This is a genomic window from Kitasatospora sp. NPDC051705 (genome assembly GCF_044453265.1).
Taxonomy (GTDB): Bacteria; Actinomycetota; Actinomycetes; order Streptomycetales; family Streptomycetaceae; genus Kitasatospora.
This window is the reverse complement of record NZ_JBITCO010000043.1, coordinates 1-12,735: the sequence shown is the minus strand read 5'-3', so window position 1 is coordinate 12,735 and position 12,735 is coordinate 1. Positions and strand designations below refer to the sequence as shown.

10 protein-coding genes and 1 pseudogene are annotated in these 12,735 nt (G+C 69.5%); 5 read left to right on the top strand and 6 right to left on the bottom strand.

All coding sequences use genetic code 11. The features are described from left to right. A partial coding sequence (locus ACIA8Q_RS32290) for a tetratricopeptide repeat protein (protein ID WP_396318200.1) occupies nucleotides 1-246 on the top strand: 246 nt, incomplete at its 5' end. A 302-nt stretch (nucleotides 247-548) separates the two neighbouring features. Here the strand turns inward: ACIA8Q_RS32290 and ACIA8Q_RS32285 are convergent. Continuing rightward, nucleotides 549-1,625 carry a Gfo/Idh/MocA family protein gene (locus ACIA8Q_RS32285; protein WP_396318199.1) on the bottom strand — a complete coding sequence of 359 codons (1,077 nt, stop codon included), beginning with the start codon at nucleotides 1,623-1,625 and terminating at the stop codon, nucleotides 549-551. A gap of 103 nt (nucleotides 1,626-1,728) precedes the next feature. On the opposite strand from ACIA8Q_RS32285, the gene ACIA8Q_RS32280 reads away from it, so the two are divergent. Together ACIA8Q_RS32280 and ACIA8Q_RS32275 are read left to right on the top strand one after the other, a co-directional pair. Next, nucleotides 1,729-2,316, top strand: a complete 588-nt coding sequence (locus ACIA8Q_RS32280) for a TetR/AcrR family transcriptional regulator (protein ID WP_396318198.1) — start codon at nucleotides 1,729-1,731, stop codon at nucleotides 2,314-2,316. Nucleotides 2,317-2,456: 140 nt separating this feature from the next. Continuing rightward, a pseudogene (locus ACIA8Q_RS32275) lies at nucleotides 2,457-2,659 on the top strand (DUF4158 domain-containing protein); the annotation flags it as partial. A gap of 56 nt (nucleotides 2,660-2,715) precedes the next feature. Here ACIA8Q_RS32275 and ACIA8Q_RS32270 read toward each other — a convergent pair. From ACIA8Q_RS32270 to ACIA8Q_RS32255, 4 genes are all read right to left on the bottom strand, one after another. Next, entirely contained in the window at nucleotides 2,716-3,510 is a 795-nt protein-coding gene (locus tag ACIA8Q_RS32270) for a protein kinase (RefSeq protein ID WP_396318197.1), read from the bottom strand. Between the two features lie 398 nt (nucleotides 3,511-3,908). Further along, nucleotides 3,909-4,442 (bottom strand): hypothetical protein, encoded by a 534-nt coding sequence (locus ACIA8Q_RS32265; protein ID WP_396318196.1) that lies wholly within the window; start codon nucleotides 4,440-4,442, stop codon nucleotides 3,909-3,911. A gap of 33 nt (nucleotides 4,443-4,475) precedes the next feature. Beyond that, nucleotides 4,476-5,750 carry a NucA/NucB deoxyribonuclease domain-containing protein gene (locus ACIA8Q_RS32260; RefSeq protein ID WP_396318195.1) on the bottom strand — a complete coding sequence of 425 codons (1,275 nt, stop codon included), beginning with the start codon at nucleotides 5,748-5,750 and terminating at the stop codon, nucleotides 4,476-4,478. 65 nt (nucleotides 5,751-5,815) lie between these two features. Further along, nucleotides 5,816-7,060 (bottom strand): hypothetical protein, encoded by a 1,245-nt coding sequence (locus ACIA8Q_RS32255; RefSeq protein WP_396318194.1) that lies wholly within the window; start codon nucleotides 7,058-7,060, stop codon nucleotides 5,816-5,818. Between the two features lie 1,296 nt (nucleotides 7,061-8,356). Here ACIA8Q_RS32255 and ACIA8Q_RS32250 point away from each other — a divergent pair. Together ACIA8Q_RS32250 and ACIA8Q_RS32245 are read left to right on the top strand one after the other, a co-directional pair. Beyond that, on the top strand, nucleotides 8,357-9,025 hold the full coding sequence (locus ACIA8Q_RS32250; RefSeq protein ID WP_396318193.1) for a hypothetical protein: 669 nt from the start codon (nucleotides 8,357-8,359) through the stop codon (nucleotides 9,023-9,025). Continuing rightward, nucleotides 9,022-9,246: a hypothetical protein gene (locus ACIA8Q_RS32245; RefSeq protein WP_396318192.1), complete on the top strand. Its 225-nt coding sequence runs from the start codon at nucleotides 9,022-9,024 to the stop codon at nucleotides 9,244-9,246. The genes ACIA8Q_RS32250 and ACIA8Q_RS32245 overlap by 4 nt, the downstream gene beginning before the upstream one ends. A gap of 195 nt (nucleotides 9,247-9,441) precedes the next feature. Here the strand turns inward: ACIA8Q_RS32245 and cas3 are convergent, their stop codons facing one another. After that, nucleotides 9,442-12,108, bottom strand: coding sequence for a CRISPR-associated helicase Cas3' (gene cas3, locus ACIA8Q_RS32240; RefSeq protein WP_396318191.1), 2,667 nt, complete (start codon nucleotides 12,106-12,108; stop codon nucleotides 9,442-9,444). Nucleotides 12,109-12,735: the final 627 nt, after the last annotated feature.

Here is a 12,735-nt window from a genome sequence, read left to right as displayed (position 1 = left end):
GCCGCCACCATCTTCCGCGACCTCGACGACCACCACGCCAAGGGCCAGGCGCTGAACAATCTCGGCCTCGCGCTGCAGGAGGTGCGCAGGTTCGAGGAGGCCATCGACGCCCACACCCGGGCCGCCACCATCTTCCGCGACCTCGACGACCACCACGCCAAGGGCCAGGCGCTGCAGGACGAGGCGGTCACGCACAACGAGCGATGGTTGCGGCAATCTCGGGCTGACCACCGGCTCGCTCCCTGACCTCACCGGTCCCTCAGGGCCGCGAAATCGACGTAGGCCTGCCCGACGACTTCGGCCAGCGGACGGACCGTGAACCGAGGTTTGGGGCATCCCGCAGGTTTGGCTCAACCTCCGGCCTCTGCACGTGTCGCCAGAGGTGGATCATGATGGTTCTTCGCGAATCCTGAAGAACCATCATGATCGAACTGGCTTATTTCGGCCTCGGTACTGGTGGGCTCGCCTATTCAACTGTCGTCAGTTCGTCGTGGGCGCGCGCCTGTCGGTGACTTTGCGTCACCTCGGAAGGGATCAGGTCAGGATCATCACCAGACCTTTTCCGTGGCGCCGGTTGCTGCAGCGCGTTCGATGGCCGCGAGCACCCGGTGATGGGCTGCGGCGGTGTGGAAGTCGGGTTGGGGCCGGCGCCCTTCGGCAATCGACTGGGCGATCTCCTGGTAGACGGCCGCGACGTTGGCGACCGGTCCACCGGCAGGGTCGAAGGGGACGGTCCGGTAGTCGTCAGGCACCTGCACCTGTTCGCCGTTGACCCGGATGTCCCAGTCCGTCCAGTGCATGTACGTGCCCGGTCGGGTGTGGGCAACCGTCACTGTGCCCTCGGAACCAACGAGCTTGACGAGGAAGCCGTCCGGGCTCCCACTGCCTCCGTGTACGGCGACGGACGCGGTCGCGCCGTTCACCAGGACGCCGTGGAGCAGGACCTGGGCGGGGACGCTGTTGGGCACTGTTCGGCCGGTTCCCGTGACGACGACGTGGTCGTGCGGGCGGGGCAGCCGCGCGGAGACCTCGACCAACCGGCCCGCTATCCGGTCCAGGGTGGCCAGGAAGTGGCCAGCCATGATGGTCAGCAGTGAGGTGCCCGCGGCCGGGTCGGTGGACCAGGCCAGCTCCGGTGCGATCCGGGGGCCGCCCAGGGGGTCGCCAGCGGCGACCAGGACGGCCGATTCGAGTCGGCCGATCGTGCCAGCGGCGATCAGGTCGGCGACGTACCGGGCGTCCGGGGACTGGTACCCCTGCAGGTTCACGACGTGCACGACACCGGCCGCGCCGGCCGCTCGGGCGAGGTCATCCGCTTCCGCGGCGTCCACGCCCAACGGCCATTCGGACAGCACGTGCTTGCCCGCCGCCAGCGCGGCCCTGATCACCTCGGCGTGCCCGGACGCCCGAACCGACACCACGACCAGGTCCACCTCGGGATGGGCGGCGAGGATTCCGGCATCGGTGAAGGCGCGTGGCACGCCGTGGGCGGCCGCCACCCGGTCGGCGCTGGCCTGGTTGGTCGTCGCGACAGCGGTCACCTCGTACCCGGCGAGTCCGGCGAGTGCGGGCAGGTGCGAGACACCGGCCCAGCCGCTCGCTCCCACAACCCCGACCTTGATCATGTGCCCTCCCTGGTTCTGTACCGATCGATACGAAACTAGGAGAGTCGGCACCGGGATTCAAGGGGTAACGTACCGATAGGTAAAAAACTTGAGGAGGAGCCGCATGTCAGGCGGTCGCCCACGTGCCTTCGACCCGGAAACCGTGCTCGACCGGGCGCTGGAGGTCTTCTGGCGGCAGGGCTACGAAGGGACGTCCCTGTCGGACCTGACCGCGGCCATGGGCATCAACAGGCCGAGTATGTACGCGGCTTTCGGCAACAAGGAACAGCTGTTCCGAAAGGTGCTCGACCGCTACTTCACCAGCCCCGGGGCCTTCGCCGCCGAGGCCCTGGAGGCGCCCACCGCGCAGACCGTCATCGAACGGCTGCTCCTCGGGGCCGTCGAGCTGACCACGGGGTCCGACACCCCCCACGGATGCCTGAGCGTCAACAGCGTCCACGCCTGCGGCCCGGACTCCGAACCGATCCGCCGGGAGGTGATCGCCCGGCGCATGGCCGGCGAAGCCGCGCTCCGACACCGCTTCGAGCAGGCGGCCGACCTCCCGGCAGACACCGATCCGCGCGTCCTCGCCCGGCTGGTGTACACCCTCAGCGACGGCATCGCCGTACAGGCGGCGAGCGGCTACACCCGCGACCAGCTACGCCAAGTCGTCGACCTGGCACTGCGCACGCTTTTTCAGCCGCCAAGCTGATCGGACGTCACTGCTTGGATCAATCAGGACGTGGTTAGCGGTAAGGAACGATCTTGCTCGCTAGCACAGTGATCGCCCGGCCCGCTCGACTTCGGCCGAAGATCGTATGAGGTGATCGGCCAGCGGATACCGTCCGCCGCGTGCCGATGGAGTTTCTGACGGATGAGCAGGCCGGGGCGCGTACGGACGGTTCGTGGAAGAGCCGACGCGCCCGGAGATGGAGAGGTTCTTCTACCTCGATGACGTGGACCGGCAGCTGATCGGGAAACGGCGGGGTGATCACAACCGGCTGGGCTTCGCGCTGCAGATGTCCACGGTCCGGTACCTGGGGCTCTTCCTGGCATCGCTGAACGCGGAGGTCACCCTCGCAGACCTGGCCGAGGACCTCGCCGAGATCGGCTACCCGCAGCCGACGCGGGACGTGATCTGAGCTTCAACCGTCGGCGATTGGAGAGGGAGTCCAGCCGGATGGTAACCGTAGGTGGTCGCCTGCGGCGTACCGGCTCCAGGTCCCGCCGCTTTCTCTGAGGAGGCGGCTGGTGGTCTTGTCGTGGTAGCCGAGGGCGTCCGCGACGACGGGGGCGGGCAGTTCGAGGAGTTGCTGTTGGATGGCGGCGCCGCGGGCGGCGGCGACCGGGATGCCGATCTCGCCCAGGAGTGCGGACAGGTGGTCGGGGCTGGCTGGCCGGCTCGGCGGCCGGGGAAAAGCCAGCGGGACGCCTGGTCGGTGGCGGTGTTCATGTTGCCGCGGTCCGCGATGTACGCCAGCAGCAGGGCTGCGTTGGCGGGCTTGATGTCGCGGTGGACCAGGTCGGCGTCGTGGGCGGCGGCCAGGGCGTCGGCGACGCGGTAGGCGATGTCCAGGGTCTCGGCCCGGCCAAGCGGTCCGTCCTTCAAGGCAGCGGAGAGCGGATCGCCGTCGATCAGTTCCATCACCAGGTAGGCGACCTGGCGGCCGTCATGGACGGTGGAGCCGAAGTCGTGGACGGTGACGATGCTCGGGTGGAACAGGCCGCCGGCGACCGCGGCCTCGCGGGCGAACCGGGCGACCTGGCGGCTGCTGTCGGGGCTGCCGTCCGCGGCGAGGACCTTGACCGCGACCCAGCGGTCGACCTTCGGGTCGTAGGCCTCCCACACCTGGCCGAAGCCGCCCGCTCCGATCCGCTCGACGAGCTCGTAGCGTCCGTCCAGCACGGTCCCCGCCTGCACGAACTCCCCTTCCGGTAGCGGCCGGTGTGCACGGTCCGTCGGTCACGCTACGCGGAACTCCCCGTCTGGGGCAGGGTGAAACCCGAACGTCGGACAGCGGGTCGGTCGGACGCTGATGGCCGGGCCCTTCACATCGACGAGCGTGAGGGGCCCGGCCATGTCCGGGTGGTGCTGATATTGGGTCAGGGTCCGGCGATGATCCAGGTCAGGCCGGTTCACCGGGTCGGCGCGGCCAGCAGGTCGGGGATTCCCAGCAGGGTGGAGCTGACGATCTCCGATCGAGGGGCGGTTCCCTGAAGATCGCCCCTGACCTGTCGCCCGCCCGCTACACTCCCCACTCCCAAGCCGTTGACCAGCAGGAATGGAGAAGTCCTGCTGGAGTACTAGTCGTCGTCCTCGTCGTCCTCGGACTCGGCTGTCCACCACAGGTCGATCCGATAGGTTTCCAGCGTCTCGTGGTGGGCCGCGAAGACGGCCTCTGAGTTCAGTTGGCCTTCCGGTGTGGCCAGTTGGGCGTGCAAGCTGCTCTGCTGCTCCTCGGCGGCCTGGCGCCCCTTCCAGGAGACGCGTCCTTCGTAGACTCCCGGGCGCGGCAGATCGAAGCATCCGGCGATCTCCGGCGAGAATGCGCGGATGACCACACACCCTGTGGCCGTGTCCAGTTCCACCTCGCGTTCGCCCTCGGCCCCCCAACCCCTGTCGGCCGGCGCCGGACCGTCCCACACCCGGAACACGATCTCAGCGGGGGAGGTTCCTTGTAGGCTGTGGATGTAGATCTGCGTACCGGTCCTACCGACCACATCCCGTCGGCTCTGGACGAGGGCTTCGTCGCTCGGAACGGTGGCGTCGGAGTCGTACACGACGATCTTGCCGTTGTCGGGCCAGGTTTCGGTACGGAACTCGAAGAGGACGGGCACCACTTTCTCCTTACTACCCCAGTTGGCGTCCGGCTAGGGGACGATCTTCACGTAGAAGGGGTCGCCGTCCAAGAGCCGGTTGACGGAGTAGACCTCTCCGATCATATTCCCGCCCTTGCCGTTGTCGTCGCCGTCTATGAGACGTGCGGAGTATCGGTTCACGGCCTTACCTGAACTGTCCCTCCTATTCGCGCCTTCCTTGGTGGAGGCGAAGGGGTACTCGTCGCATTCCAGACCGGACTTCGTGTAGTCGCCCCAGACATCGTCACAGGTCTTGATGGCGGCGGCTCGATTCTTCTTCTGCTCTTCCCTGTCTACGAGACGGTGCAGTGGCTCCTTGGCCCCGGGGATGGTCTTGGCCGCGAAGGAGGGGAAGGTGCGTTCGGGGTTGTTCTGGGCATCCGCTATGTGCCGTGCGCTCTCCCGGACCGCGGGGTCGGAGAGCTTCATGACGAGCTCGACCCGGGCGGCGGTGAAGACGGTGCCTTTGTGCTTGCCCGCAGTGGGGCCGGCGTAGTCGAAGCGGACGTCTGAGTGCGCGGCGTCCGTGTCCTGCCATCCCCTGGAGGGGGCGCTGGGCGACTTGACGTTCATCGACATGGTCACAGTGGTGTTGACGATCTGCTGGTTCCCCTGGTCGAACAGTGGACCGTTGTCGGGTGAGGTGTAGGTGAGTGACCAGGTCGGGTTCGAGTTCCATGCGCCGAGGAGATCATTGCGGCGCTGCGTGCCGGGGGCTGTGACGGGGCCGCCGAGGTAGGTGAACTCTTGGTTGATAGACCAGGTCTTTGCGTCCTCACCGTTGACGGTCTGGACGATGATGTCCTCTACGCTGGCGAGGTAGTCGACCTTGCGCTGTCCGTCGTAGGCGAAGCCGATGAGCCAGGCTTCGAACTGGAGGCGTCCGATGGTCTCGGTTCCGTCCTCCCTGCGCAGGACCACGTCGTAGTGGCGGTGTATGCAGGTCTCGAAGCGGTTCTTGACCCAGCCCGCCGGCGAGTCCGCTTCGGGGCGCTTGGCGCATTCCTGCTTGAGGTCGGCGTCGTCGGCGGACAGGGCGGCAGCCTCGTGTCGGGGGGTGCCGCCGGAGCCGTGGCCTTGCTGTGCGGCGACGTACTCGGAGAAGGGAACCGGTGGGCCGAGCCGTGCGAGTTCCTCCGCGGACACGGTGGATGCGGGAACGAAGCCGGTGGCCTGGGGGCCGCGAGCGACGGCCGGGCTGGCGGCGATGGTTCCGGCGGCGAGCAGGACGGCGCAGACGCCGGTTCCCGCGGCTCGTAGGAACCGGCGGATGGGTCGGATGTTCACGAAGCGGACTCCATTTGTGAGGCGCGACTGGTCAGGAGTGTGGCCGGCACGAGGCTTCCGTTTGGTCACCGCGGGCATGCCGGACCCCAGCAGGCATCGACGAGTTCCCCGGTGGCCTGGGTGTAGGCGACGGCGAGACCTTCGCCCTGAGAGCCGGCCTTCTGACGGCCGCGGGTGGGTGCGTCGGAGGTGACCACCCACACCGGGGTGTCGGCCTCCCACCGTGCCGCGGCGCGGCGCCCACTGGAGTCGTCGGCAACGGTCCCCGCGCTCACCCGCACCGAGTCCACCGGAACGCCGAACTCGCCGGCGGTTCGTAGCTTGAGGTCGTCGACACTCACATAGACGGTCTGGGTGGGGGGCACGCCGTCACCCTTGCGCCGCGGGATGGTGGTGGGCTGGTCGGCGTTGCACTGTTTGGCGGTGTGCAGGCAGTCGGCGAGGCCGGGCACCGTGGTCACGCAGGCGTCCGGGGTGTTCTGCAGGCAGGTGTGGAGCGCGTCCTGGTCGACGCCGTTGAACACCGTCGGCCTGTCGAGTCCGGGAGCCACCGGGCTGGGCGCCGTGGCCGGGGCGACGGGAGTAGGCGTGGCCAGTGGTTTGCCGACGCTCCAGGAGACCGTTCCGGCCGGGGAGGGCAGGGGCTGGGTGTTGGACCTCTGCTGGGCGGTGAAGCAGTACGGCGCGGCGTAGGGCGTGCCGCTGGGGCTAGCTTCGCCGCATTTGCCGAGTCCGAGCTGGGTCGCGGTGTTGGCGGGAGCGAAGCGGCCCCAGATCTTGTTCTCGTCCATCCACTGCGGACGGTCCTCGAAGACCGGGACGTCGACGTGCTCGGGGTGGTTGACCTCCAAGCCGACATCGATCCGGTTGCCCTCGGATGCCCGGGAGACGGCCGTCTGCCCGGTGGTAGTACCGATCGAGTTGAAGTCGTAGAACACCTCCCACTGGTCACCGTTGTCCTGGCGCTGGAGGAGGTAGCTGTGGTTTCTGCCGTCCGCCAGATTCGAGCCGACGCCGACGTTGATGGCCGTCTCCCGGCCGCCGCCCTGGCTGAGCACCTCCTCCCAGTGCGGCGCGTAACTGGCGCTCTGGGCGCCGGTCTTCTCCGCGTACAGGCCTATTCGCACGGTCGCGAACGAGGAGATGTCCGGGGTGACGGTCAGGTAGTTCGCGGCACCGACCCTGATGTTGGGGTTGTTGCTGGAGTCGAAGGTGATCGGCAGGTTGCGCCACGTGGCGAACGCGCCACGGATCGGCTGCCCCGCGTTGGCGCACAGCATCGCCCACTGGGTGATCCTCGCGCTGTACATCCCGGCGCAGTCCTGCGTCGGCGCTTGCGCCGACGCGGTGGGTGCTGTGGACAGTGCGATCGCAGCGGCGCCGGCCCATACTCCGGCGCTCGTCAAGGCGCGCTTGGTTCGTGTCACGGGTCCCCTCCAAAGTCCTGAGACAGTGGAACGGACACTAACGGTCATGTCATCGTCAAGTATGGGTATATCGGTGGCGATGATGGCTTTCCGGCCAGAGGCCGGGACGCGAGCCACATGATCGTTCGACATCGCCGACCAACCGCATGGTAAGCACGTACACGTTCAATGAACCGCAGCGGAGAACGGGTTCGCAGGTGCCCCGGGCTGGTCTGCCCATGCCGCCCGAGCGGGTGGCACTGGCGACTTGGTGGCCTGTTCCCGCAGGTCGTCTCGATGTTTCACCCTGACCGGTCTGGCCTGATCGCGACCCAGAAGGCACGGGCCTGAGCACTGGTTGTGGCCTTTGTGTCAGAAGGCCGGCGGTCGCGGTACCACGCAGCCGTTACCTGAAACGGCGGCCCGGAGGCGGAGCGCGGCCTGGTGCTGCGCCTGCCAGTCGCGCCGACCTGCACCGCTTGGCCGACACCGGCTCGGTCGCCACCGCCCTGTTGTACGCGCGCGTTGAGGTTGAGGGTCCGGTCCTCCGCCGCCTGCGGGGAAGCCCGGCTGGACGAGGCGCTCGGCGTAGAGGCCGTGCTGGAGGTGGCCGGGGCAGAGGCGCGGGGCGGGCTCGAGTCCGAGGCGCAGGCAGTGCGGGATGCCGGCATCGGCCAGGGTCGCGCCGTGGTCGCGGACCAGGCGCCGGGCGTCAGGCATGTCGTCGAAGCCAGCTTTGGCGTGCACCGCGCGCGCCGCCGCTCCCTCGGCAGTAGGCGAACTATCAGCACCTCGCCGGACGTTCAGCGGACACCCGCGGACACGGGACGACAACGCCGACATTGCATGTGATGCGCGTCACATCAGAATTCCCAAGATCTTTGTCGGATCCGCCCTTTCCCGTCCCCCGAGGGTGGGGGAACCTCCCCAGAACACGGAGGAACGAGATAGAGATGACCGCCGAAGTCCACAGCTGCGCGCTTCTTCCGGGACCCGCCGGCCTGCAGGAGCGGCCGGGACGGGCCGTCAGCTTTCGGTCCGGACACCCCGAGCTGGTTCGCCGCCCCTGGAGGACTTGCCTGCAGGGTGCTCCTGGCAGGGGCTGGCGCTGGTCGGCAGCAGGTCGCCATTGAGTGGGTCCCCTGGTTCAGGGAAGTTGTATTCCTCATCCAGTCGCCGTCGGAGGTCGACGGGGTCAGCGTGACCGGGTTCACGGTGGGGGAGGGGCTTCGGTACTGGCGGCCCGCCCGCGAGGTTCTGCTGGCGGCGCTGGCCGCCCGGTGGGCCGCGATCGAGGGCAAGTACGAGGCCGTCGACGACTTCACCCGCAACGTCCTCGGTCACGCCGACGTCGCCCGGTGGCGGGACGCGGTGACCGCCGCGCTGCTCGGGGACTGGGTCGGCCGGCTCGGCAGCTGCCTCACCGACCCCGAGCTGCTGGCCATCCTGCGCGGGTACACCGCCGCCGAACGCCGACGATGGACGGAGGTCTGGGAACACCGGTTCGGCGGCTTCCAGTGGCGAGCACCCGACGGCACCGTCCGCACCGGCAAAGGCAAACGGGTGTGGATGCTGGAGACACCCAACCGCGACGGCGTGACGGTCCGGGACGTGTACCCGGACAAGCCCGCCGCCGACGCCCTCGTCCTGGAGCACGACTTCACCGACCCCCGCATCGACGCCGTGCTGCGCGGCCTCGACCCGACGGAGGCCGCCGTCGCCAACCTCTGGGCCTCCCGCAAGGCCACCTGGGCCGACGCCGCCCTCGACCTCGGCCTGCCCGCCGCCTACGGCGACAAGGTCCGCCGCAAGCTCTCCCACCTCGGCGACCGGCACACCCAGCACACCGCCGCGGCGGTGACCCGATGAGCCGCCGCCCGGACGCCCCGGAGACGGAGCGCGGCCTGGTGCTGCGCCTGCCCGCCGCGCCGACCTGCACCGCCATGGCCGGCACCGGCTCGGTCACCACCGCCTTGCTGTCCGGCACGGTGGCGCCCGACTCCCCGCTGGTGTGGCCGCTCGTCGTCCTCGTCCTCGGCTCCATGGCCTACGACCTCGGCGTCCGAGCCCTCCGACGCCGCAACACCTGACAGCCGCCCTGGCCCCGGCCATCCAGGCCGGGGCCCCCGGCGTCCCGGCAAGGGTGCAACCAGAACCTCCGCACGGCACCAGAGCCGCTTGCCACGCCCTGGCGGTCGGTCTCGGGAGACCAGCAGCCGCCCCCACTCCCCCGCCGCGGTGGCCGTGGTCGCACTCCGCCGCGACCACAGCCTGCTGGAGCGGATCTACTCGCGGATGATGCCGTCGAGGGGGTCCAGACGGATGGTCCGTCCATCCGGCGCTCGCCATCTGCCGGTCTTCCGGTCGTGGGGGATCAGAGCGATGTCGCGCAGCGCGGGGATGTCCCGCCACGTGGCGGGCGGGAAGGTCTCTGGGCCCGCGCCGGTGAGCCAGGTCGACCGGACTTGGACGGTGGAGAGGATGACGGTGCGGATGTCCTGCTTGGTGGGTCGGTCGGGCAGCTTGGTCGGGCCGTCGGCGGTGACGAAGGTCCAGCCGTCGTCGGTGGGCCAGACGGGCAGGATGCGCTTCGATTCGCCACCGAGTCGGGTGACCGCGAGGTCTGGGTCGAGGGTCGAGGTCAGGGGGTGCAGGTCCTTGACCCGGGCCGGTGGCGGGATCATCACGATGTCGGCAGCCGCGGCCTGCGCCTGCTCCTTGGCCAGGCGCGCCGTGTCGTCGGTGTCCGCCAGAGCCGGGTCCCACGCGGCGTCGTACACGTCGGCGATCAGGGCGGGGACCGCCCCCGGGATGGCGACCGGCCCGTCCAGCGCGCGGAGCGTGTCGCAGGTACGACGCAGGAGGGAGCTGTCATAGACGTCGCCCCAGTGCGGAGCGGGCCGGCCGCCGGGCGCAGACAAGACGACGAGCCGCGGAAGCGGCGCCCAAGCCGGCCGAGGGTGGTCGTGGCGGTGGCATCGTCCGGCGCGCTGCAGAAGAAGACTCATCGGGGCGAGGTCGGAGACGACAAGGTCGAAGTCCCAGTCAAGGGACTGCTCGACGACCTGGGTCGCGACGACCACGAGCGGCCTGGCCGGGCGGCGACCCTTCGATCCGACCATGCTCTCGATCAGGTCGGTGCGCTCGATCCGCTGCCACATGGGGAGCCGGGCATGCAGAAGCACGATCTGCGGGCCGTCCTCACCCCACTCCTTCGCGAGCATCCTCCGGGTGGCCTGGGCGTCAGCGACGACGTTGCACACCACCAGGGCGCAGCCCGTGCCGGTGGCCGCGGGCCGGAGCTCGGACAGGACTCGGGCGGCCCGGCCCTCGGCCGCCGCGGGGTCGTGAGTGTGCCGGACGGTGTGGTGATCGACGGCGACCTCGCGTTCCCGGGTGGTGGGCAGCGGGCCGTGCGGGGTGACTGTCCCGGTCTTCGCCGAGACGTGGACCCAGCCCGGGTAAGGGGAAACGATCGGCTCCGCGCTCGTGTGGCCGGCGCCGGCGCGGTAGGCGCCGACGAGCTCGGTGGCGGTCCGGCCGGTCAGGGTCGCCGACAGCAGGACCACTGGGACACCGAGGTGACCGCACCACTCGAGCAGTCGCTGGGTCAGCCGGTGCCCGTAGGCGTCGTAGCTGTGCGCCTCGTCGATGACCAGCGTCTTCCCTGACAGACCCAGCCACCGCAGCACGTTGAACCGGACCGGCAGCGCCGCGAGCGCCGCCTGATCCCACGTACCTACCGCCACCCCGGCGGCCAGCCCCCGATGCGGCCCGCGCAGCCAGTGCGCGGCCTCCGTCGACACACACCCGTCCGCCACGACCTCATCGCGCTCCAGGTCGTACTCCTCGTTCAGCCACGCCATCGAGTTCAACAGCGTCACCGGCGTGCCGACCTCGGCGGCCCGGGCGGTGAACTTCTTCACCCGGCGCCACATCGCATCGGTCGTCGCCATCGTCGGCAACAACACCGCCAGGCCACCGGCCCCAGCCGCTGCGCCGAGGATGCGGGCGGCGAACAGCGCGGTCTCCGTCTTCCCGTCGCCGGTGGGCGCGGTGACGAGCACCAGTCCTGGTCCGTCCACTAGGTCCTTGAGTCGCTTGGCGACGTCGGCCTGCAGCGGGTACGGGTCCTTGATGTCGGGGAACAGGTCGGTGAACGTCGTGATGGGTTTCCAGGCTGGCGCGGCGAGCTGGGCGTGGGCGAGTACCCATGGTGCGCGCTGGCGGATCCTCGCCACGTGTGCGGGGAGGTCGCCGTTCCAGGCGTCCAGCCGGCCCTGTACCTGGCGTGTGTTCGAGGCCAGCCAGTCTGCGAGGATCACCACACCGGTAACCACGACCGCAGCGCCCGCCGGCAGCAGCCGCTCCGGTGCGGCGGGCGACCCGCAGAGCTCGAACACCGTACGGGCGTGCGCCTGCCGCTGCTCGGCCCAGCCGTCCGTGCCCAGACCGCGCAGTGCCTTCAGCGGATCGGTCATCGCCGCCGCGGACAGTGCCTCCCCGAACACGCCATGGTGACCGCCGAGGATCTGCGCGAGCTGGTGAGCCGCCGACTTCCAGGGCCGCTCGACCGCAGGCCACCCCAACCCGGTGAGGATCTGCGGCAACACCCGGTGGCTCGCCACCTGGTGCGGAATCCACTCGTCGTGCATCCAGCCCGTCGGTGCCTGATACCGCGGATCGGCCAGCAGGCCTCGGGTTCCCTCGACCCCCCGATGAAAGCAGAAGATGATCTTCCCGGTGTCGTGCAGGCCCGCAGCCACCATCACCAGCCGCCGGGCCCGCGCCAGGTCCACACCCCACCCGGAAGCGATCACCTGCCGCTGAGCAGAACTCAGATAAGCGTCCCACAACGCACCCGCGATCACCGCCGCATCCGCCAGATGACACACCAACGGGTACGGGCCACTCAAACCCCGCCGCTTCCCGACAATCCGCGGATCCAACACCCAACACCTCCTGCTCCTCTCCGCGCGAACGGAGAACCGCGCCACCTTCGCACCGGCGAACCCGACATCCCACAGCCGTTGAGACGACGCCCCAGCGCTCTGATCACCTCCGCGCGGGCGGAGCGGACTCGATCAGGACGGTGCCGGCCGGGCCGATCTTTGGACCACCTCCGCGTGAGCAGAGCGGACCGTCGCACCCCGTGCCCCACCTACCAGTGGCGGACCATCTCCGCGTGGGCGGAGCGGACTCACGGTCCGTGCTGTACGCGCGGACCTCGACCGGACCACCTCCGCGTGGGCGGAGCGGACGCCGGCCAGGCGCCCGCCGGCGCGGACGAGAACGGACCACCTCCGCGTGGACGGAGCGGACACCTGGGGCACGCTGCCTGACGACTTCTCGTACGGACCACCTCCGCGGGCGGAGCGGACGCCATCGCCGCGAGGACTTCGTTCAGTCCCACCGGGCCACCTCCGCGTGGGCGGAGCGGACTGCCAGAAGGGCCCCCGACGGCAACGGGAGCCCGGGCCACCTCCGGGTCTGTACGGTCTTCGGTGTAACTCCCGATCAAGGAAGAACACCTGATGAGCGACGTGATCGTCTCTGCCGAGGCGGTTGAGGGAGTCCGG